The 21,280-nt window shown below is 72.1% G+C and carries 17 protein-coding genes and 1 pseudogene; 2 read left to right on the forward strand and 16 right to left on the reverse strand.

Translation table 11 applies throughout. From position 1 onward, the window contains the following. Position 1 precedes the first annotated feature (1 nt). The 14 genes from AB0J36_RS21400 to AB0J36_RS21465 form a co-directional block, all read right to left on the reverse strand. A complete protein-coding gene (locus AB0J36_RS21400; protein ID WP_357133349.1) occupies positions 2 to 610 on the reverse strand; it encodes an EboA domain-containing protein in 609 nt (202 codons plus the stop codon). Positions 611 to 630: 20 nt separating this feature from the next. Next, positions 631 to 1,596 (reverse strand): sugar phosphate isomerase/epimerase family protein, encoded by a 966-nt coding sequence (locus tag AB0J36_RS21405; protein WP_357133347.1) that lies wholly within the window; start codon positions 1,594 to 1,596, stop codon positions 631 to 633. Continuing rightward, positions 1,593 to 2,456 (reverse strand): SCO3242 family prenyltransferase, encoded by an 864-nt coding sequence (locus AB0J36_RS21410; protein WP_363661036.1) that lies wholly within the window; start codon positions 2,454 to 2,456, stop codon positions 1,593 to 1,595. Before AB0J36_RS21410 ends, AB0J36_RS21405 begins: the two co-directional genes overlap by 4 nt. Continuing rightward, positions 2,440 to 3,606, reverse strand: coding sequence for an inositol-3-phosphate synthase (locus AB0J36_RS21415; RefSeq protein ID WP_357133343.1), 1,167 nt, complete (start codon positions 3,604 to 3,606; stop codon positions 2,440 to 2,442). The genes AB0J36_RS21410 and AB0J36_RS21415 overlap by 17 nt, the downstream gene beginning before the upstream one ends. A 646-nt stretch (positions 3,607 to 4,252) precedes the next feature. Next, positions 4,253 to 5,476 (reverse strand): Gfo/Idh/MocA family oxidoreductase, encoded by a 1,224-nt coding sequence (locus tag AB0J36_RS21420; protein ID WP_357133341.1) that lies wholly within the window; start codon positions 5,474 to 5,476, stop codon positions 4,253 to 4,255. Between the two features lie 21 nt (positions 5,477 to 5,497). Next, positions 5,498 to 6,550 (reverse strand): substrate-binding domain-containing protein, encoded by a 1,053-nt coding sequence (locus tag AB0J36_RS21425; RefSeq protein WP_357175797.1) that lies wholly within the window; start codon positions 6,548 to 6,550, stop codon positions 5,498 to 5,500. Between the two features lie 98 nt (positions 6,551 to 6,648). Next, positions 6,649 to 7,776: an ABC transporter permease gene (locus tag AB0J36_RS21430; protein ID WP_357397184.1), complete on the reverse strand. Its 1,128-nt coding sequence runs from the start codon at positions 7,774 to 7,776 to the stop codon at positions 6,649 to 6,651. After that, a complete protein-coding gene (locus tag AB0J36_RS21435) occupies positions 7,773 to 9,395 on the reverse strand; it encodes a sugar ABC transporter ATP-binding protein (RefSeq protein WP_357133335.1) in 1,623 nt (540 codons plus the stop codon). The genes AB0J36_RS21430 and AB0J36_RS21435 overlap by 4 nt, the downstream gene beginning before the upstream one ends. Beyond that, positions 9,392 to 10,570, reverse strand: a complete 1,179-nt coding sequence (locus tag AB0J36_RS21440) for an ROK family protein (RefSeq protein WP_355051303.1) — start codon at positions 10,568 to 10,570, stop codon at positions 9,392 to 9,394. The genes AB0J36_RS21435 and AB0J36_RS21440 overlap by 4 nt, the downstream gene beginning before the upstream one ends. A 339-nt stretch (positions 10,571 to 10,909) precedes the next feature. After that, entirely contained in the window at positions 10,910 to 12,076 is a 1,167-nt protein-coding gene (locus AB0J36_RS21445) for a YhjD/YihY/BrkB family envelope integrity protein (RefSeq protein WP_363661037.1), read from the reverse strand. A gap of 65 nt (positions 12,077 to 12,141) precedes the next feature. After that, positions 12,142 to 12,951, reverse strand: coding sequence for an ABC transporter permease (locus AB0J36_RS21450; protein WP_363661038.1), 810 nt, complete (start codon positions 12,949 to 12,951; stop codon positions 12,142 to 12,144). A 9-nt stretch (positions 12,952 to 12,960) separates the two neighbouring features. Then, on the reverse strand, positions 12,961 to 13,761 hold the full coding sequence (locus tag AB0J36_RS21455) for an ABC transporter permease (RefSeq protein ID WP_357133328.1): 801 nt from the start codon (positions 13,759 to 13,761) through the stop codon (positions 12,961 to 12,963). A gap of 200 nt (positions 13,762 to 13,961) precedes the next feature. Continuing rightward, complete coding sequence (locus AB0J36_RS21460; RefSeq protein ID WP_357133381.1) at positions 13,962 to 14,066, reverse strand: DUF397 domain-containing protein; 105 nt, start codon at positions 14,064 to 14,066, stop codon at positions 13,962 to 13,964. Positions 14,067 to 14,194: 128 nt separating this feature from the next. Further along, positions 14,195 to 15,127 carry an ABC transporter ATP-binding protein gene (locus AB0J36_RS21465; protein ID WP_357133326.1) on the reverse strand — a complete coding sequence of 311 codons (933 nt, stop codon included), beginning with the start codon at positions 15,125 to 15,127 and terminating at the stop codon, positions 14,195 to 14,197. Positions 15,128 to 15,641: 514 nt separating this feature from the next. Here AB0J36_RS21465 and AB0J36_RS21470 point away from each other — a divergent pair. Then, positions 15,642 to 17,726 carry a TRAP transporter fused permease subunit gene (locus tag AB0J36_RS21470; protein ID WP_363661039.1) on the forward strand — a complete coding sequence of 695 codons (2,085 nt, stop codon included), beginning with the start codon at positions 15,642 to 15,644 and terminating at the stop codon, positions 17,724 to 17,726. Continuing rightward, positions 17,723 to 18,742, forward strand: a complete 1,020-nt coding sequence (locus AB0J36_RS21475; protein WP_357133321.1) for a TAXI family TRAP transporter solute-binding subunit — start codon at positions 17,723 to 17,725, stop codon at positions 18,740 to 18,742. Before AB0J36_RS21470 ends, AB0J36_RS21475 begins: the two co-directional genes overlap by 4 nt. A gap of 7 nt (positions 18,743 to 18,749) precedes the next feature. Here AB0J36_RS21475 and AB0J36_RS21480 read toward each other — a convergent pair whose 3' ends face one another. Further along, positions 18,750 to 19,286 (reverse strand): hypothetical protein, encoded by a 537-nt coding sequence (locus tag AB0J36_RS21480; RefSeq protein ID WP_357397168.1) that lies wholly within the window; start codon positions 19,284 to 19,286, stop codon positions 18,750 to 18,752. Beyond that, positions 19,287 to 21,189, reverse strand: a pseudogene (gene dnaG, locus AB0J36_RS21485) (DNA primase). Positions 21,190 to 21,280 lie beyond the last annotated feature (91 nt).

Raw genomic sequence — 21,280 nt, forward strand, 5'->3', positions numbered from 1 at the left:
GTCACGCCTCCCGGGGCAGTGCGGCGGTGAGCCGGTGGAGCAGGTCGGTGGCGTCGGCGGGCAGGTCCCGGCCGGCGGCATGCCGTTCGGCGGCGAGCGCGGCGAGCATCGCGGCCAGCTCGCCGTCGGCCCGGCCGTCCAGGTCGGCCACCGCGACGAGGGGCACTCCGCTGAACACGCACTTGAGCACCGCCTGCCGCCAGGCGGCCGCGTCGAGGTGCCGGGCGTACGGGCCGAGCGCGGCGGCGACCAGCCGGGTGTCGTTGGTCCGGATCGCGTCGTGCAGCAGCGGCACCGCCTCGGCGCCGATCGGCAGCAGCGGCAGAGCCCGCAGCACGGCCCGCCGTTCGGCGGCGTCGCCGTGCCGGTAGAGGCTCTCGGCGTACGCGGCGTGCTCGCCGGGCAGGCTGGTGAGCAGCAGCACCCGGGCCGCGTCGTCGGCGGTCCAGCCGGGTGCGTCCGGCAGCGCGGCCCGACCGCAGCGCCGGCCGGCGGCCGGAAACAGCCGGGCGATCGCGGTGGGCTCGGCCGCGACCCGGCGCAGCGCCGTGTCCAGCCAGTCGGGATCGGGTACGCCCCGCAGCGCGGCCCGCAGTGAATCCGGTGTCATTCCGTCTCCTCCCCTTGCTGCTACGCCGGCACCCCAGGTGTGCCTGTGGGCACCTCGTCTCCCGTACGGCCGGCCGGTGCGGCGGCGCGTAGGAACTCGATCGACCGGGCGGCCACGGCGGGTGCGGCGTGCGAGTCGCGGGGTAGCTCCACCGCGACCAGGCCGCGGTAGCCGGCAGCGGCCAGGGCGGCCAGCACCGGCGGGAAGTCGATCTCGCCGGCGCCGAACTCCAGGTGCTCGTGCACGCCCCGGCGCATGTCGTCGATCTGCACGTTGACCAGGTGCTCGGCGACCTCGGCGACGCACTGCGGCACCGGCTGAGGCTCCAGGCAGCGGCAGTGGCCGATGTCGAGGGTGATGCCGAGGCGGGCCGGGGCGCCGAGCGCCGCGTGCAGTCGACGCCAGTCGGCGATGTCCTGCACCAGCATCCCCGGTTCCGGTTCGAAGCCGAGGGTCACGCCCGCGCTGTCGGCGGCGTCGACCACGGTGGCGCAGCCGGACACGAGCCGGTCCCAGGCGCACTGCGGCGACACCGCCTCCGGCCGTACGCCGGCCCAGAACGAGACGGCCTCCGCGCCCAGGTCGGCGCCGATCCGTACCGCCCGGCGCAGGAACTCGATCCGCCGGGTGGGGTCGTCGTGCAGCAGCGTCGGGGCGTGCTTGTGCCACGGGTCCAACAGGTAGCGGGCCCCGGTCTCGATCACCACTGCGAGACCCAGCTCGGACAGCCGGCGGCCCACCGCGGCGATCCGGCGGGTGAGGCCGGGCGCGAACGGGTCCAGATGATCGTGGTCCAGGGTGAGCGCCACCCCCTCGTAGCCGAGATCGGCGATGACGGCGAGCGCGTCGTCGAGCCGGTGGTTGGCGAAGCCGTTCGTGCCGTACCCGAGACGCACCGTCGTCGCGTCGGCCCGGACCGCATCGGCCTGCGCGATGTCCGGCTGGGCGGTGTCGCGCCGGGCCCGGCGCGACTGGGGCACGGTCATGTCGGGGAGACCTTCCGGGCCAGCCGGCGGCCCAGTGGCGCGGCCGCCGCGACGGCCAGCCCGAGCAGGCCCGCGCCGCCACGGGCGGCGAGCGCTCCCTGGAGGGCGGGCAGGCCGGTGATCCCGGCGCCCACCGCCGCGCGGACCTTCCCGGCCGACGGATCCCGGACCACCTGCACCTGGGCCGCGCCGTAGCGGGCGGCGTACCACCCGGCCAGCACGGCGGGCAGCGCGGCGGCGATCCCAGCGCGCCGGGGTACGGCCACGGCGGCGCTCGCGGCGACCACGGCGGTGCCGGCCAGGGTACGCATCGGCAGGGCGGCGTCCGCGCCGCTGACCTCGCGACGGGACAGCGCGGTGACCGTCCAGGTGTGTGCCGCCACGGTGGCCGCCGAGGGCAGCGCCCGCGCCAGCCGGCCGCCGGATGCGCCCAGCAGCACGTCCAGCCCTCGGCAGGCGGCCATCACGGCGGGGCCGGCGGCGGTGTTCTTGGCCAGCAGGTCGTACCCCCAGATGCTGGCGGCCAGCGGCACCGCGAGCGCGGCGGCGCGGCGACCGCCCACGGCGGCGGCCAGGCCCACGCCGGCGGCGGTGAGGCCGGCGGCGAGACCCAGCGCGGCGTTCGGGGTGACCCGGCCGCTGGGGATCGGCCGCTCGGGGCGTTCGACGGCGTCGAGCCGCCGGTCGGACCAGTCGTTGGCGGCCATGCCGGCCCAGTAGAGCAGCACCGACGCGCCCGCCAGGGCGGGAGTACGTGGGCTCAGCGCACCGGCCGCCGCCGCGCCGGCCACGACGTCCCCGGGGACCGAGAGCGCGGCCGGCGCGCGGACCAGCTCGGCCAGGTCAGCCAGCGTGGTCATGGCCACCGTCCGGGCCGGCGTGCAGTCGCTGGGCGAAGCCGGTCAGCCGGGCCCACTGCTCGGCCAGCGAGTGGGTCGGCGTGCCGAGCGGGTCCTTGAAGAAGAAGCCGAGGTCGGCCAGCGGCCCGACGTGCCCGGCGGCGTGCGCGGCGGCGGTGAGGCGGGCCAGGTCGAGCACCAGCGGCGCGGCCAGCGCCGAGTCGCAGCCGTGCCAGGTGAACTCCATCCGCATGCCGGTGCCGAGGAAGCCGGCGAACGTGATCAGATCCCAGGCGGTCTTGAAGTCGCCCAGCTCCTCGACGTACTCGATGCGGGTGTTGCCCTGCGGCACGTAGCCGAGCGTCTCGCCGAGCACGCGTTGCTTGCTCTGCACCTTGGCCGCGTTGGCGGCCGGGTCGGCGAGGGTGGCGCCGTCGCCGCCGCCGAGCAGGTTCATCCCCGACCAGGAGCGGACGGCGAGGTTGCGCATCGCGAACATCGGCGCGAGCACCGACTTGACCAGGGTCTCGCCGGTCTTGCCGTCGTGCCCGGCGTACGGCAGCCGGCGCTCCTGCGCCAGCGCGGCCAGCGCCGGCAGCCGCAGGCCGGTGGACGGCGTGAAGTCGACGTAGGGGCAGCCGGCCAGCAGCGCCGCGTACGCGTACAGCGAGCTGGGCGGGAGCACCTCGTCGGGACCGTCGAGGGCGGCGCGCAACGCGGCCGGGTCGGCGTGCCCGGGGTGCGGTCGGGGCACGGCCTCGGTGGCGGAGACGTTGACCACGACCACCCGGTCCAGCTCGTGGCGCTCCCGGAAGCTGGTCAGGTCGCGGACCACGGCCGCGGCCCGGTCGGCCTGGGTGTCGCCGACCGGCGCGGGGCGCAACTCCTGCTCGACCACGCCCAACTCGTCGCGGAGCGCGGCGACCAGCCGCCCGGGAATGACACCGGCGTCGGCGAGCGCTTCGGCGCGCTTGCACAGCGGGGTGGTGGCCACGTCGTGCCCGCCGAAGACCAGGTCCGCGAAGGACGGCAGGGCGGGACCGCGCAGGTCGGGCAGCTCGGTCACACAGCCGGTGGGCCCGGCCAGGCCGGCTCGCAGCGCGAGCCCCCCGACGATGCTGGTGGTCGCGACGGAACCGCGCGCCCCTACCAGCCAGACACCTGTTCGCATGGTGCTCCTTCCCCATTTCCGAGGAACCGTCGGTACCGCTAAATATAGGAATATCAGAATATGTTTCGGAAAGATACGGCCCGGTTTCGGAAAAGTTTCGGGCCGGATGGATGGGCCCCGCCCGCCCGACCCGTACCGGTACGACGCCGGCCCGGCGTCGGCGTCGGCGGCGACGACGACGGACCGGATCTCGGCACGGGTACGGGCAGACGGGGCTGGCAGGCAGGGTCGGTCGGCGTCTCGACCCTGCCTCCCCCGCATCCGCCGGCCGGGGCGTTGGCATGCCCCGACCGGACGTCTCAGGTTGCCGCGCCCACCGGATCCTCGACCGGGGTGCGGTCCGCCGTGCGGTGGCAGGCGGAAGTGGTACGGGTGGGGGCAGCGGCGGGCGATGTCATCGGGTCCTCCGGATCGCCGGGGGTGGTGGTGGCGGTCCTCCGGTGCGGCCGGGGAATCCCGGTCCGGTCGCACCGGACGACCGTCCTATCCGTGCGCCACCGGGCCGTTAGGGCCCGGCTGCACACTCTCCGGAGCCGACCTCGTCCCGGCCGCGGGGCGCAAACCGCGGCCGGTCCCTCGCCGGTCGGCTCCGGAAAGCCGGTCGGGCGACGGCGGCGCGAGCACCGCCGTCGCGGATGGTCAGGGGTCAGACGGCGACCACGGTCAGCGCCGGTTCCACGTCGGTCCACGAGGAACCGGTCTCCGCCGAACGGGTCACCGCGTCCAGCACGAGCTGGACCTGCAACGCGTCGGCGAACGAGGGCGCCGGGTCGGTGCCGGTGGCGATCGCCTCGATGAGATCGCGCATCTGGTGGGTGAAGGAGTGCTCGTAGCCGATGATGTGACCCGGAGGCCACCACGCCGACATGTACGGGTGGTCGCCCTCGGTCACCAGGATCCGGCTGAAGCCCTGCTCCAGCGTCGGCCGGGTGGCGTCGTAGAACTCCAACTCGTTGAGCCGCTCCAGGTCGAAGACCACGCTGCCCAGCGAGCCGTTGATCTCGACACGCAGGGCGTTCTTGCGGCCCGTGGCGAACCGGCTCGCCTCGTACGTGGCCAGGGCGCCGCCGTCGAGCCGGGCCACGAAGACCGCGGCGTCGTCGACGGTGACCGGACCGGTGGCCGGACCGCTGCCGTCGACCGACTCGCCGTCGACGGTGGCCGCCAGCCCGCTCGACTCGGCCGGCAACGGCCGCTCCTTGACGAACGTCTCGGTGATCGCGCTGACGCCGGTGATCTGCTGGCCGACGACGAACTGCGTCAGGTCGATGATGTGCGCACCGATGTCACCGAGCGCGCCGGAGCCCGCCCTGTCCTTCTGCAACCGCCAGACCAGCGGGAACTGCGGATCCACGATCCAGTCCTGCAGGTACGACGCTCGGACGTGACGGATCACCCCGAGTCGTCCCTCGGCGACCATCTGGCGCATCATCGTGACCGCGGGGACCCGGCGGTAGTTGAACCCGCACATCGACCGCACCCCGGCGGCGCGTGCGGTGTCCGCCGCGGCGGTCATCGCCCGTGCCTCGGCCACCGTGTTGGCCAGCGGCTTCTCGCACAGCACGTGCTTGCCGGCGGCCAACGCGGCGAGGGCGATCTCGGCGTGACTGTCGCCCGGGGTGCAGACATCGACAACGTCGATGTCGTCCCGGTTGACGAGGTCACGCCAGTCGGTCGTGTACGCGTCCCAGCCGAGCCGGTCGGCGGCCTCGGACACCGCTGTGGTGTCCCGGCCGCAGACCAGCGCCATCCGGGCCCGCGCCGGCAGGTCGTACACGCGGTTCACGGTGCGCCACGCCTGTGAGTGCGCGGCGCCCATGAACGCGTAACCGACCATGCCGATCCGCAGTTCTCTGTCTGTCGTGGACAAGGTGGGTCTCCCCCCGGTATGTCAGAACCCGAGCTTGTCGTAGCTGCTCGCGTTCTCCTTGGTGATCGTCTCGGAGGCGAGGGTCACTTCCTTGGGCACCTGCAGCTCCGTCAGGTCGCCCAGGCCCCGGCCCTGCGCGATGAGCCGCGCGAGCGAGATCGCCGAGGACGCCATCGACGGGTTGTAGGTGACCGTCGCCTTGAGCACCGAGTTGTCGGCCTTGATCGCGTCGATCGCGAGCTTGGAGCCCGCGCCGCCGACCATGAAGAACTCCGACCGGTTGGCCTGCTTGACGGCCGCGAGCACACCGATGCCCTGGTCGTCGTCGTGGTTCCAGATCGCGTCGATCTTCGGCAGCGCCTGGAGGAGCTGGGCCGCCTCGCGCTGGCCGCTGTCCGAGGTGAACTCGGCCGAACGCCGGTTGCTCACCTTGAACCCGTAGGTCGCCAGGGCGGCCTTGAAGCCCTCGCTGCGCTCGACCGTCAGCGGGATCTCCAGGCCGGCGATCTCACCGATGACCGGGTTGGCGACGCCCTTGTCCTTGAGCATCTTGCCGATGAAGTGGCCGGCGGAGACGCCCATGCCGTAGTTGTCACCCTTGATCACCAGCCGCGAGGCCAGCGCGTCGGGGAACGCCCGGTCGAGGTTGACGATCGGGATGCCGGCCTGCATGGCCTGGAGGGCAACGGCGTTGACCTCCTTGCCGTCGTGCGGCAGCACGACGATGATGTCCGGCTTCTGGGCGATCAGGGTGCCGAGCGTGGAGCGCTGGGCCTCCGAGTTCGACCCGCCGTCGACCTCCTTGAACTCCACGTCCGAGTACGCCGCGGCCTGCGCCTTGGCGTTGGCGTGGATCGCGCCCATCCAGCCGTGGTCGGCGGCCGGGGCCGAGAAGCCGATGACGACCTTCTTGCCCGGAGCGTTGTTGCCCTCGGCGTTGCCGGCGGCCTTGGTCTGCGTGCTGGCGGCCGGGGTCTCGTTACTGGTGCAGGCGGTCAGCAGGGTGGCGGCGCCAACCGCGGCACCACCGAAGAGCAACCGGCGGCGCGACAGGTCGCGACTGTTCTGGGTCATGAACGACCTCCTGGGAGCGGGTTTTCATCTGGGTGAGGGTGTGCGAGGTCCGGCCACCGTCGAAGATCTCGACGTCGCCAGGACAACGGTGCGGTGCGTCAGGTTGTGGTGGTGACCCTGTTCCGCGCGAGGAGCCGGGTGACTGACTTGAACTTGAACTGCTGGATCAGGACGGCGGCGACGATAATGCCGCCCTTGACCATGTTCTGCGCCTCGATGGAGAGGCCGTTGATGGCGAAGAGGTTCGTGATCGTGGCGAAGATGATGACGCCGAGCAGCGAGCCGACGATCGTGCCCCGACCACCGCTGAGCAGCGTCCCGCCGATGATCGCGGCGGCGATCGCGTCCAACTCGTACAGGTTGGCCATCGCCGCCTGCGCCGAGGTGGCCTGCGAGGTGAGCATGATGGCCGCGATGCCGCAGCACAGACCGGAGAGCGCGTAGAGCAGCATCGTGTGCCGGCGGACGTTGATGCCGGCCAGTCGGGCCGCCTCCGGGTTACCGCCGACGGCGATGGTCCGCCGGCCGAAGGTCGTCCGGTTGAGCAGGACCCATCCGGCCAGCACGACCGCGCCGAGGATGTAGACCAGGATCGGGACACCGATGATCTTGCGGGCGGCGATGTCGTTGATGAACGTGCTGCTCGACACCTGCGTCTGCTTGTTGGAGATCGAGGCCGCCAGGCCGCGCGCGGCCACCAGCATCGCCAGGGTCGCGATGAAGGGCACCAATTTGCCGTACGAGATGAGAACGCCGTTGACCAGGCCGACGCAGATGCCCACCACGAGGGCGGTGAAGATCATGCCGCCGGCGCCATAGCTCTGGGTGGCCACCGTGGTGCACCAGACCCCGGCCAGCGCGACGATCGCTCCCACCGACAGGTCGATGCCACCGCCGATGATCACGAAGGTCATGCCGACCGTGACCACGCCGACGACCGAGGCGAGTTGGAGGATCGCCAGGACGTTGTTCCAGACCCAGGTCGGGTCGCCGTACAGGTCCGGCTTGGTGATCGCGCCGACCACGACGAGCGCGGCCAGCACGCCGATCAGGCCGAGGTTGCGCTTCGCACCGTCGCCGCCGTCGCCCCGCCACCAGGAGAGCTTGCCGGTGGAGGCCGTCTTTTCGCTGGCCACCGCCGTCTCCGCCGGGTCCACCGGCGGCGACTGGGCCGGAAGCTGCGGGCGCTCCGGTGTCGCGGTGGGTGTGGGAGTCGCGTCGCTCATGCCGGTGCGCCTTCCATCAAGGACCCCGCCATCACGAGGTCAAGCACAGTGTTCTCGTCAAGTTCGCCGGCCGCGGCCTCGCGGACGACCCGGCCTTCGCGCATCACCAGCACCCGGTCGGCCAGGCCCAGCACCTCGGGTACCTCGCTGGAGACCAGCAGCACGCCGACGCCCTGCGCGGCCAGTGAGCGGATGACCTGGTACAGCTCGGCCCGAGCGCCCACGTCCACACCCCGGGTGGGCTCGTCGAGCAGCAGCAGCTTGGTGCCGCCGAGCAACCACCGGCCGACCACGACCTTCTGCTGGTTGCCGCCGGACAGGGTGCGTACCGGCCGGTCGACGTCCCGGGGACGCAGCTCCAGGGTCTCGGCGATCCGGTCCGCCTCGGCGCGTTCCGCCGCCGCGTTGGTGAAGCCGAGCCGCGCGTACCGGCCGAAGGTGGCCAGCGTGACGTTGCGGTAGATCGGCTCGCCCAACAGCAGCGCCTGACTCTTGCGCTCCTCCGGGGCCATGCCCATGCCGGCCCGTACCGCCGCCCCGACGCCGGGGCGCAGCGCCTTGCCGTCCATCCGCACCGTGCCGGCCTCCGCCAGCCGGGCGCCGTAGATCGTCTCCAGCAGCTCGGAGCGGCCGGAGCCAACCAGACCGGCGATGCCGACGATCTCTCCGGCCCGCACGTTCAGCGACACGTCGGCGAACTCGCCGGTGCGGGTCAACCCCTCGACCTGGAGCAGCTCGTTGCCGGCGGTGTCGTCGGTCGGCCGGTCCGGGAAGACGTACTCGATGGTCCGGCCGGTCATCCGGCTGACCAGGTCGCGGGTCGGGGTGTCGCGCGCCGGCAGGTTCGCCGCCGTGGTCCGGCCGTCCTTGAGTACGGTGACCCGGTCGCCGATCTCGCGGATCTCCTCCATGCGGTGGGAGATATAGATGACGGCGATGCCCTGCGCGGTCAGCTCGCGGATGATCCGGAACAGGTTGCCGACCTCGTCGTGGGCCAGCACCGCGCTCGGCTCGTCCATGATGATCAGTCGCGCCTCGTGCGACAGCGCCCGCGCCATGCTGACGATCTGCTTGCCGGCCGCCGGCAGGGAGCGGACCATCCGACCGGGCGGGATCTCGCCGTGCCCGAGCCGGCTGAGGATCTGCCGGGTGTGCCGGGCCATCCGGCCGCGCCGGACGAAGCCGAAACTGCGGTACTCGTGCCCGAGGAACGCGTTCTCCGCGACCGAGAGGTCTTCGACGAGGTCGAGTTCCTGGTAGATGGTGGCGATGCCGGACTTCATGGCGGCCTGCGGGTTGGCGAAGGTGACCGGTTCGCCGCGCCACTCCACCAGCCCGGAATCCGGCTGGTGCACGCCGGCCAGCACCTTGATGAGCGTGGACTTGCCAGCGCCGTTCTGCCCCAGCAGGCAGTGCACCTCTCCGGCGCGTACCTCGAGCTGGACCCCGTCCAGGGCGCGTACGCCGGGGAAGGTCTTGACCACGTCGGTGAGGCGCAGGACCACCTCGCCCGCGACGGTGTCGGGCGGAGCTTCGACCAGCGGCGCGGCGGCGTCGGCGTCGGCCGACCCGGTGGTGGCGGTCTCGTCGGACAGGGCCACGGTCTCCTCCTCGCTCATGATGCTTCCCCGAAGGCGACGTCGCTGGCGAGCACGGCCGCGCCGGCGACACCGGCCCGGCCACCCAACTCGGACAGCACGACGGGCAGGTTGCCGGTAGCCAGGGGCAGTGACCGGCGGTAGACCACACTGCGGATCTCGGCGAGCAGGATGTGCCCGAGCTGGGCCAACCCGCCGCCGATCACGATCATCGACGGGTTGGTGAAGCTGACCAGGCCGGCGAGCACGCCGCCGACCCGGCGTCCGCCGTCGCGGATCAACTGGATGCAGGTCACGTCGCCCTCGACGGCGCCCTCGGCGACGTCCAGCGCGGTCACCGTGCCCCGCGTGCTCAACCGCTCGGCCAGGGCCGGCGACGCTCCGCTGCGGGCCGCGACGAACGCGTCCTTGGCCAGCGCCGCGCCGCTGAACAGGGCCTCCAGGCAGCCCGCGTTGCCGCAGGAGCACATCGGACCGTGCGCGTCGACCTGGATGTGGCCGATGTCCCCGGCGCAGCCGTCGGTGCCCCGGTAGACCTCGCCGGAGAGGTAGATGCCGCAGCCGACACCGGTGCCGATCTTCACGAAGAGGAAGTCGTCCACCGAGTGGGCGACTCCGCCGTGACGTTCCCCGATGGCCATGATGTTGACGTCGTTGTCGACCACCGCCGGGCAGGCGTGCTCCCGGCTGAGCAGCTCGCGGACGGGGAACCGGTCCCAGCCCGGCATGATCGGCGGCGACACCGGCACGCCGTCGCGGAAGCTGACCGGCCCGGGTACGCCGATGCCCACCGCGTCCAGCCGCTCGTACGCCCCGTCGACCCGGGCCTTGTGCAGCAGCTCGTTGACCCGTTGCAGGGTGACCTTCGGGCCGCTGCGGATGTCGGCCGGCTCGGCGTAGTGGGCCACCGGTTCGAGGCGACCGTTGACCACCTCGACGTCCATCGAGCTGGCGCCCAGGTCGACGGCGGCGAAGCGCAGCTTCGGGTTCAGCTCGACGAGCGTCGAGCGACGCCCGCCCCGGGAGGCGGCGAAACCGGCCTCGGCGACGTACCCGAGCGCGACCAGCCGGTCCAGCTCGGCCAGCAGTCGCGGGCGCGGCATCTGGAGCCGGTCGCCCAGCTCGGCCCGGGACACGGCCCCCTCGTCGCGGAGTAACCGCAACAGCCGGACGTGCAGGGGGTCGACGGTCCGCACGCGCGGTTCACCTCTTCATCGGACTCGTTCACATCGACGCAATGTCGATGTGTTGTGTCCGACACAGTAGGAGCGCTCCGCGCCGCGTGTCCAGAGCTTCAGCCGTTCCGTTCCCAACTTTTGTCCGAAGGAACAAAAGCTAAAAGTGGATCAAGAAAAGGATAACGGCGTGCCCGCAGGCGCTCGCGTGCAGTTTCATCGACCGACACGAACCCGCCCCGCCAGCGGGTCTGTGCTGGCGGGGCGGGTTCGTGTCGGTGCGCGCTCGATCCACTCCAGGTCGGCGATGTGGTGCCATCCGGTGCGGGGGATGCCGCCAGGTCGGCGATGTGGTGCCGATCAGGCGGTGCGGTCCTTCTTGCGGAGCTTGCGGTCGTCGCGCAGCTCGACGTACGGCTCTTCGTCGACGGGATGCCCGGCCGAGATCGCCCGACCGCGCTCCAACTCCGCGTCGAACTCGGCGCCCAGCAGGATCGCGATGTTGCTCAGCCACAGCCAGACCAGGAAGATGATCACACCGGCCAACGCCCCGTACGTCTTGTTGTACGAGCCGAAGTTGCCCACGTAGAAGGCGAACAGACCCGAGATCACCAGCCAGATCACCACGGCCAGCACGCCACCCGGGCTGATCCAGCGGAACCCGCCGTGGCGGGCGTTCGGCGAGGCCCAGTAGAGGATGGCGAACATCAGGCTGACCAGGAGCAGCAGCACCGGCCACTTGGCCACGTTCCACACCGCGACCGCCTCGGAGCCCACGCCGATGGCGTCACCGACCACCTCCGCGAGGCGGCCCGTGAAGACCACGATCACCGCACTGACCAGCAGGAGTACGCCGATCACCGCCGTCACGCCGACCCGGATCGGCAGGGTCTTCCAGATCGGCCGGCCCTCCGGCACGTCGTAGATGGTGTTCGAGGCGCGCATGAACGCGGCGATGTAGCCCGACGCCGACCAGAAGGCCGCCAGCAGACCGATGATCGCCGCGACGCTGGCCAGCCCACCGTTGCCCTGCGCCTGCTTGATGGCCTCCTCGATGATCTTCTGGATGCTGTCGTTCGGCACCGCCTGGTTGACCGTGTCCTTGACACCCTCGGTGGCGCTGGTGCCCAGCAGGCCGAGGATGGAGATCAGCACCAGCAGCCCCGGGAAGATCGACAGCACCCCGTAGTAGGTCAGCGCCGCCGCCCAGTCGGTCAGGCTGTCGTCCTGGAATTCGCGGACCGTACGACGCAGCGCCGCCTTCCAGCCGCTGCCGGGCAGGTCGGTGGGGCTGTCCGGGCCCGCGTCCGGCCCGACCGGCCCGACCGGCGCGCTGGCCCGGTCCCGCTCGGTGCGGGCGCGCGTGCGGGGGTCATGCTCGCTCCGGCCGTGCTTGCGATCGCGCGCCGTGCGGCCGCCCGGGGTGCTGTCGTCGGCGGGGCTGTCGTGGGCGGGGCTGTCGTGGGCGGTGTCGTCACGGGCGCTGTGCTGGCGCTCGCGCTGGGCGGAAGACTCGTCCGAGGCCATCGCCCCTCCTCGTCGTCGGCGGTTTCACCTGCGGACATGCCCCGTCGACGGCCTTGGATAACCCCCTACTTGTAGAGCATCCTGCCCATCCGGCGCGAGGCCACCAGCAGACCGACCGCCATCATCGCCAGCAGGTAGAGCACGTCGAGCAGCCAGAGCCAGCCGCCGGTGCCCACCGTGAGCCCGCGGAGCAGGTGCACCGCCCGGTACAGCGGAGTGACCTCGACCAGCCAGCGCAGCAGGGTCGGGTAGGCCTGCGCCGGCACGAACGTGCCCGAGAAGAAGAACAGGGTGAACTGGACCGACCCCACCAGGTCGAAATCCTGCCAACTGCGCATGACGGTGGCGACCGCCATGCCGAGCCCACCGAACGCGAACCCGACCAGCACCGCCGCCGGCAGCGCGGTGACGGCCCGGGTCACGGTGGTCAGGTCGAGCGCGACCATGACCCCGAGGAACGCCGCCGAGTACGCACTGCCGCGCAGCATCGCCCAGCCCAGCTCACCGAGGGCGATCTCGAACGGGCGGATCGGGGTGGCGATCATCCCGTCGTACAGCTTCATGTACTTCATCTTGCCGAAGAGATTGAATGTGGTCTCCGAGATCGCCCCGGTCATCGCGGAGGAGGCCAGCATCGCCGGGGCCACGAACTCGGCGTACGACACCAGCCGTCCGTCGGGCAACGGCAGGTCCCCGACCAGCGTCCCCACCCCCAGGCCGATGGAGAACAGGTAGAGCAGCGGCTCCACGAAGCCGGAGAGCAACAGCAGCCAGTAGACCGCCTTCAGGGCCGTGACGTTGCGCCCGATCACCGACGCCGACCGGCGGGACGCGCCGGAGACGTCGACCAGCCGGGGCAGGACCAGCGTGACCACGGGTTCCCCCTAGACGACGAGCTTGCGGCGGAAGGCGCGCAGCGCGAGCAGCCACCCGGCGACCGCCCAGGCGGCCAGGTAGAGCAGGTGCCCGACGATCGACCACTGTGGAGCGACACCGAGCGTGGCGGCCCGGCACAGATCGACGGCGTGCCACAGCGGCGTGGCGTACGCCAGCCAGCGCAGCGCCTCGGGCAGCGACTCGACCGGGAAGAACACCCCGGCGAACAGGCTCATCGGGATGACCGCGAACCGGAACAGCATGGCCAACCAGTTGTCGCTGGACACCGCCGCGGCGTACGCGAAGGTGGGCGCGGCCACGGCCAGACCGAGCAACGCCACCACCGGCAGGGTGACCACCGCCCACGGCGACCGCAGCGCCCCGAACAACCCGGTGACCAGCAGGAACACCGCGATCGTGGTGACCACCCGGAACAGCACGAAGGCCAGGTGCCCGGCCAGGATGTCGCCCACGCGCAGCGGCGACGCGCTCTGCGCCTGGTAGCTCTTGACCCACTGGAAGTTGCTGAACACCGGCCACGTCGAGTCACCCACGGTCACCTGGAGCGCGGTCGAGGCGATCAGCCCGGGAACCAGCCACTCCAGGTAGGGCACCCCGCCGACACCCTGGTCGATGTAGCCCCCGACGCCCACGCCGAACCCGAGCACGGTCAGCAGCGGCAGCAGGAACGACGAGAACACCCCGGCCCGCCAGGTGCGCCGCAGCCCGACCAGGTAGTAGCCGAACACCGCGGACGCCGGCGCCCACGGCGGTCCCGGTCTCGCCCGCGTCCGTTCCGCCACGCTCACCGCGCCACCTCCACCCGCGTCGACCACGACCTGTCTACCCAAGGGGTACGACAGACCGCGAGCCGTTTACGCCGTGCCCGTCGCCGCGATTGCGTGATCGACTCGACTTCCTGGAAGTCGCGGTGTCGGCGGCCACGGAAAGCCCCGACATCCGGGAAATCGAGGGGATCACCCCCAGCGGGGGCCGCTCGCGTGATGGATCATGCTCGACGGGCAGCGGCGGACGCGATGAAGGCGCGCCACCTGTCGGGCTCGAAGACGAGCACCGGGCCGTCCGGGTCCTTCGAGTCACGCACCTGGGCCAGAGCCCGATGGTCGTTGGCTGCTCAGCAGCACGACACGCCGGCAGGTTTGTTGCTGAGCAGCCACCGATCGCCCCCGGGCCCACCCCGCACCGCCACCGATCGGCCGGCGGCGGCAACCGGCACCAGGGTCAGTCGACGAGGGTGCGGCCGGTCAGGTGCAGGAAGACGTCCTCCAGGCTGCTGCGGCGCACCAGCACATTCGCCGGCTGCAAACCCGACGCGGTCACCTCGGCGACCGCCGCGTCGCCGTCGGGCACATAGAGCAGAACGCGGTCGGGCAGCACCTCGACCCGCTCCCCCACCCCGGCCAGCTTGTCGGCGAACGGCGCCTGCGACTCGGCCGCGAAGCGCAGCTCGACCACCTCGCGGGTGGAGTATCGCTCGATCAGCGCCCGGGGCGAACCCTCGGCGACGATCCGACCGCCGTCCATCACCACCAGCCGGTCGCAGAGCTGCTCGGCCTCGTCCATGTAGTGAGTGGTGAGCACCAGCGTGACGCCCTGCTGCTTCAGCCGGAACAGGCGCTCCCACACCAGGTGCCGCGCCTGCGGGTCGAGCCCGGTGGTCGGCTCGTCGAGCAGCACGATGTCCGGGTCGTTGACCAGAGCACGGGCGATGGTCAGGCGTCGTTTCATCCCGCCGGAGAGCGGATCGACCTTGCTGTCGGCCCGCTCGGTGAGCTGGACGAAGTCGAGCAACTCGGCGGCCCGCGCCCGTGCCGCCCGGCGCGAGATGCCGAAGTAGCGGGCGTAGACGGTCAGGTTCTCCCGGACGGTCAGCTCCGGATCGAGATTGTCGAGCTGCGGGCACACCCCGAGGCGGGCGCGGATCGCCGGCCCGTCGGCCACCGGATCCAGGCCGAGGATGCGCAGCTCACCGGCGCTCGGCGGCGAGGTGCAACCGACCATGCGCATGGTGGAGGACTTGCCCGCGCCGTTCGGTCCCAGAAAGCCGAACGCCTCACCCGACTGCACCTCGACGTCGATGCCGTCCACGGCGGTGAAGTCACCGAACCGCTTCACCAGCCCACGAGCCTGAATCAGTGGTCGCCCGGTAGTCACCGCCCGACCCTAACCGCCGGGTCCGACATCCCTGCAGGCAAATACCCGCGCGCCCTGACCCGCCGGAAGCGAAACGCCGATCAATGCCCCACGCCATCGGCCGATCGACAGGTATCGTCCCCCTGTGTCGCCCGCCAGCTCGCCCGATGGTCCGCCGTCACCCGCCCGACCAGCCAACTCGCCCGCCGACCGGCCCGACACGAGCCCCGCCGACCGGCCCGACACGCGCCCCGCCGACCGGCCCGACACGCGCCCTGCCGACGAGCCCGTCACGACTGCGGCCGACAGGCCGCCTCGACCGCGCCCAGCGGCCGAGGCCGCGGAACCAGCCGACACGGCAGAGCCGACCGCCGAGACCCCAGAACCGACCGACACCGCGAAACCGCCCGAGACCGCGAAACCGACCCGGACCGCGAAACTGACCCAGACCGCAGAGCCGACCCGCACCGCAGAGCCAACCGAGACCGCACAACCGACCGGGCCGGGCGGCGCCGCCGAGCGGGCCACAAGGGACGTGGCGGCCCAGTTCGAGGACGAGAGGCCCGGCCGGGTGTTGGCCGGTCCGGCGGCCCTCCTGCTCGGCACGGTCGCGCTGGCGGTCGGCACGCTCGCTCTCTGGCAGGTGTTCCGCCCGCTCGCACAGGGCAGCAAGTACTACCTGATCATCTTCTTGGCCGGTGTGCTCCCGCTGGTCTTCCTCGCCTACCCGGCCGACCTGCCGCGCTGGATCCGCCCGCGCCGGCGGCGACAAGCCACCGCCAGCACCCGGCCCGCAGACAGCACGGCACGCCCCGACCACACCGACAGCACCCGGCCCACCCTCGTCGACTGGCTGCTGGCCGCGCTGACCGTGGCGGCCTGCCTCTATCCCGTCCTGCCGATCACGATCGGTACGGGTGGCGGCGGCTACAACGCGTTCCTCGACCGGCAGGGCCTGCTCGCGCCGACGGACCTGGTGCTCGGCACCGTGCTGCTGCTCCTGCTGCTGGAGGCGTGCCGGCGTACGACCGGTTGGATCCTGCCGGCGGTCGGCCTGCTGTTCCTCGGGTACGGCTACTACGGCGGGTTGCTGCCGCAGTCGTGGCCGGTCGCGCACGCCGGGCTCGACTTCCGTCAACTCATCGACGCGTTCTACAACTCCGACAGCGGTTTCTACGGCACCCCGTTGGACGTGGCCGCCTCGTACATCGTGTTGTTCACCATCTACGGCGCGGTGTTGGAGCTGTCCGGGGCCGGGCGGTTCTTCGTCGACCTGTCGACCGCCGCGTTCCGCCGCTCCCGGACCGCCGCCGGTCGGACGGCGGTGGCCTCGGGCTTTCTGCTCGGCACCGTCTCCGGCTCGGGTGCGGCGACGACGGTGAGCATCGGCGCGGTCACCTGGCCGCTGCTGCGTCGCGCCGGCTATCCACCGGAGCGGGCCGGCGGCATGCTGGCGGCGGCCGGGGTGGGCGCGATCCTGTCCCCGCCCACCCTCGGGGCGGCGGCGTTCATCATCGCCGAGTACCTGGGCGTTTCGTACCTTCAGGTGCTGGGTTGGGCGACGGTGCCGACGGTGCTCTACTACCTGGGCATCCTGCTCTCCGTGGAGATCGACACCCGCCGCTCCGGCGTACGTCCGGTCGTGCTCCATGTCGGCTCACCGTGGCGGCTGCTGGGCCGCTTCGGCTACCACTTCGCCTCGCTGATCGCGATCATCGTGTTCCTCGCGGTCGGCGTCTCCGCGACGAGGGCCGTGGTGTTCGCCATCGTCCTCACCGCCGTGCTGTCGTGGCTGGACCGCGCCCACCGGCTCACCCCGACCCGGCTGGTGACCGCCCTGGTCAGCGGCGTACGCGGGGTGCTCGCCGTCACCGCCGTGTGTGCCGCCGCCGGCATCATCACGGCGACCACCACGAAGACCGGGCTCGGGCCGCAGACGGCGGCGCTGCTGATCGGCGGGGCGAAGGCGGTCACCGCCGACCCGACGCTGGTCCTGGTGCTCACGGCGCTGCTCGCGGCCGTCGCGCTCAGCCTGCTGGGCCTGGCCGTGCCGGTCACCGCCTCGTTCGTGATCGGGTGGGTGATCGTCGGCCCGGCCCTGCTCGACCTGGGCGTGACCGCGCCCGCCGCGGCGATGTTCGTCTTCTACTTCGCCGTGCTGTCCGAGGTGTCCCCGCCGACCGCGCTCGCCGCCGTGGCCGCGGCCGCTGTCACCGGGGGCCGGCTGGTGCCGACCATGTGGCAGACCCTGCGGTACGCGCTGCCGGCGTACCTCACCCCGATCGCTTTCGTCATCACCCCGACCGGGCTGGGCCTGCTCGGCATCGGCGGCGTACCGCGGATCGCCGTCGCGGCCGTGGTGACGGCGCTCAGCGTGTCCGTGCTGGCTGTCGCCGCCGGTGGCTGGCTGCCCGGGGTGGGTCCCGCCGGCGTACCGGAACGGGTGCTCGGCGCCGTCGCCGGAGTCACCCTGCTCTGGCTCGAACCCGTGCCGGTCGCGGTGGGCGTGGCGCTGGCCGCCATCGCGGCAGCGGGAGTGCTCGTCCGACGCGGATCCACGAGCCGACCGCGCACACCAACAGCGGGCCGACCGCGAACACCAACAGAGGAGAGACTGTGAGACGAACCGACGTACGGCTCGCGGCGGGCGTGGGCGCGCTCGCCCTCGTCCTGGCGGGCGTCACCGGCTGCGGAGGCCAGCAGGGCGGCGCGGCCACGGACGACACGGCCAGTGCGGTCACCTGCGAGGTGACCCGGGAGACCCGCGTGGGCATCGCCACCGGCAACTCGACGGGCGTCTACTACTCGGTCGGCAACGCCCTGGCCGGGCAGTTGTCCGGGGCGACCGGCGGCAAGCTCACCGGCACCGCCGCCGAGACCGGCGCGTCGGTGCAGAACGTGGAGCAGTTGGTCGGCGGCCAGTACGACGTGGCGTTCTCGCTGTTCGACACGGCGGTCAACGCGGTCGAGGGCAAGGGCAGCTTCACCGCCCCACAGCCGGTGCGGGCCTTGGCCCGTCTCTACGACAACTACACGCAGGTGGTGGTCCGCAAGGACGCCGGAATCACCTCGGTCGCCGGCATGCGCGGTAAGCGGATCTCCACGGGCTCCCCGAAGTCCGGCACGGAGGTGATCGCGAACCGGCTGCTGGAGGCCGCCGGACTCGACCCGGCCAAGGACGTCCGGGCGCAGCGACTCGACCTCGCCAAGACGGTCGACGGCGTCAAGGACGGCAGCATCGACGGCTTCTTCTGGTCCGGTGGCCTGCCCACCAGTGGCCTGACGGACCTGTTCACCACCGCCGGTGACACGGTGACGTTCGTCGACATCTCGACGCTGCTGCCGAAGCTGACCGCGCTTGGCCCCGGCTATCAGGCCGGCACGATCGGTCGGGACGTGTACCGGACGGCGAGCGACACCCCGACCATCGTCGTGCCGAACGTGCTGCTGGTTCGCGAGGACCTGGACGCCAACGTCGCCTGCGTGATCACCCGGACGGTGTTCGACAAGCGCGACGCCCTGGCCCAGGCCAACCCGGCGGCCAAGGGGATCACGCTGGAGAAGGCCCGCCGGACCCTGCCGGTGCCGCTGCACCGGGGCGCCGAGAAGGCGCTGAACGACCTGGGAGCGAGGTGACCGTCGGTCAGAGGTCGGTCGGCGCGGTGGCGGCTCGGGCCACGCCGACCAGGCGGTCGGTCTCGGCGAGCAGCGCCTCGTCGTCCGCCGGTGTGCCGGGGTCGAGTCGGACCGTCCAGGTCAGACCGTCGGCCCCGGCCGCGCGACGGGCCGCGACGCGCGCCGCGCCGCCGGGCACCGGGTGGTGTTCGGTGTACGCGACGGAGCGGGTCACCCGGGCGCGCACCTGGTGTGGCAGCTCACCGGGGTCGAGCAGCAGGTACGTCTCCGCCGGCCCGTCGGCGACCACGAGGTAGCCGTCACGCTCGACGACGGTCTCGGCGGGCGTGACGGTCAGCTCCCGACCGGACCAGACCGCCTTGATCAGGTCGTGCCAGCCGATGCGGTGCCCCCGACCGGGCAGCCACAGCCCGAGGTTGCTGGCCACGATCACGCCGTCGCCCTCGCCGTTGCCCACCGCCGCCCACGCGAGTACCCGCTCGTCGGCGGCCAACGGCGGCCGGTCGGCCGGGGGCAGCTTCGGCTTGCGGCTGAACAGTCCCATCTAGAGCCCTCCCGCGGCCTGCTCGCGCAGCGCCCGGGCGTGCTGTTCCAGCGACAGCAGCTCCCCGAAGGCGGCGAAGTACTCGTCCTTGTTGTTGACCGGGTTGATCCGCTGGATCCGCGACTTGAGGTCGCGGATGCGGGCCGTCACCGACCCGAACTGCACCCGGGCCATGGTGATCGACACGTAGCGCGGGTCGGGCTCGCCGTCGATACGGAGCGGCTCCACGGCCAGCTCGCCGACCAGCGCGGCGGCGGCCAGATCCTCGCTGGCGTCGCGGACCTTCTCGATCCAGACCGCGCCGCCGGTCGCCGACGCGGCCCCGCCGGCCGCCGCCACGGCCGCGCGCACGGCCACGTGCAACGGGTGGCGGTACTCGCTGGCCTCGACCGCGTCGAACATGGGCCCGGCCAGCACGGGCTGTTGCAGGGCGAGTTTCAACGCCTCGCGCTCGACCATCGACTGTGGGCTGTCCACCGCCGGCTCGGGGTGGGCCGGGGCGGGCCGTGCAGCGGGCGCGGCGTCCCGGCCACCGGACGGCGGAGTGTTGGCGGCGGCGAGCACGGCCCGCTGCACCGGCTCGATCTCCATCCCGAGGTCCATGGCGAGCTTGCGGACGTACTCTGGGCGTTTCTCCCGGTCTTTGAGTTGCGCGACCAGCGGCGCGGCCCGGCGCATGGCCTCCACCCGGCCATCGACGGTGTCCAGGTCGAAGCGGCTGATCTCGTGCCGCAGCGCGAAGTCGACGAGCGGTTCACGGCGGGCGACCAGGTCCCGCACGGCCAGGTCACCCTTGGCCAGGCGCAGCTCACACGGGTCCATGTTGTCGGGGCTGACCGCGATGAACGTCCGCCCGACGAAGCGCTGGTCGTCGCCGAACGCCCGCAGCGCCGCCTTCTGACCGGCGGCGTCCCCGTCGAAGGTGAAGATGATCTCGCCGGCCACCGAGTCGGTGTCCAGCAGGAGCCGGCGCAGCACCCCGATGTGGTCCGCGCCGAACGCCGTGCCGCAGGTCGCCACCGCCGTCGGCACGTCGGCCAGGTGACAGGCCATCACGTCGGTGTAGCCCTCGACGACGACCACCCGGCCCTGCTTGGCGATCTCCCGCTTGGCCTGGTCGAGGCCGTAGAGCACGTGCGACTTCTTGTAGATCGGCGTCTCGGGGGTGTTCAGGTACTTCGGGCCGTCGTCGTCGTCGAAGAGCTTGCGCGCCCCGAAGCCGATCACGTCGCCGGCCAGGTCGCGGATCGGCCAGAGCAGCCGACGACGGAACCGGTCGATCAGCGTGCCCGAGCGGGACTCCCGGGACAGCCCGGCGGTGACCAGCTCCTGGTGGGTGAAGCCCTGCTGACGCAGGTGCTTGGTGAGCAGGTCCCAGCCCTCCGGCGCGAACCCGCACCCGTAGCGCTCGGCGGCGGCCCGGTCGAAACCACGTTGGGCCAGGAACTCGCGCGCCGGTCGCGCCCCGGCGGTGCTGAGCTGCGCCCGGTAGAACTCGACGGCGGCGGCGTGCGCGGCGACCAGTCGCTGGCGCTGGCCCTGCTGCGGGCGCGGACGCGGGGCGCCCCGGTCGTCCTCGACGTAGCGGAGCTGGATGCCGGCGCGCCCGGCCAGCCGCTCGACGGACTCGACGAAGCTCAGGTGCTCCGCGTCCATCAGGAACTTGATCGCGTCGCCGCCGGCCCCGCAGCCGAAGCAGTACCAAACGTTACGCGCCGGCGAGACGTTGAACGACGGGCTCTTCTCGTCGTGGAACGGGCACAGGCCCTTGAGGTTGCCGCCCCCGGCGGACTTCAGGGTGACCGTCTCGGAGATCACATCCCCGATCGAGGTGCGTTCCCGGACCAGCGCGATGTCCTCGTCCCGGATCCGCCCAGCCATGCGCCACCCCCTCGCCGTACATCCTGCCCTGCCGGGCCGACGAGACGCCGTCCGGGGGACGCCGGTGTGGCGGGGGCCGCCATCGGACTCGCCCGTTCCGGCCCGGCCGGCGG

The sequence above is a fragment of the Micromonospora sp. NPDC049662 genome (assembly GCF_040675055.1).
Lineage (GTDB): Bacteria > Actinomycetota > Actinomycetes > Mycobacteriales > Micromonosporaceae > Micromonospora.

Excerpts from the sequence above, each read along its gene's own strand:
- AB0J36_RS21400 (WP_357133349.1), bottom strand. The coding sequence starts at position 610 with ATGACACCGGATTCACTGCGGGCCGCGCTGCGGGGCGTACCCGATCCC.
- AB0J36_RS21405 (WP_357133347.1), bottom strand. The coding sequence starts at position 1,596 with ATGACCGTGCCCCAGTCGCGCCGGGCCCGGCGCGACACCGCCCAGCCG.
- AB0J36_RS21410 (WP_363661036.1), bottom strand. The coding sequence starts at position 2,456 with ATGACCACGCTGGCTGACCTGGCCGAGCTGGTCCGCGCGCCGGCCGCG.
- AB0J36_RS21415 (WP_357133343.1), bottom strand. The coding sequence starts at position 3,606 with ATGCGAACAGGTGTCTGGCTGGTAGGGGCGCGCGGTTCCGTCGCGACC.
- AB0J36_RS21425 (WP_357175797.1), bottom strand. The coding sequence starts at position 6,550 with ATGACCCAGAACAGTCGCGACCTGTCGCGCCGCCGGTTGCTCTTCGGT.
- AB0J36_RS21430 (WP_357397184.1), bottom strand. The coding sequence starts at position 7,776 with ATGAGCGACGCGACTCCCACACCCACCGCGACACCGGAGCGCCCGCAG.
- AB0J36_RS21435 (WP_357133335.1), bottom strand. The coding sequence starts at position 9,395 with ATGAGCGAGGAGGAGACCGTGGCCCTGTCCGACGAGACCGCCACCACC.
- AB0J36_RS21445 (WP_363661037.1), bottom strand. The coding sequence starts at position 12,076 with ATGGCCTCGGACGAGTCTTCCGCCCAGCGCGAGCGCCAGCACAGCGCC.
- AB0J36_RS21480 (WP_357397168.1), bottom strand. The coding sequence starts at position 19,286 with ATGGGACTGTTCAGCCGCAAGCCGAAGCTGCCCCCGGCCGACCGGCCG.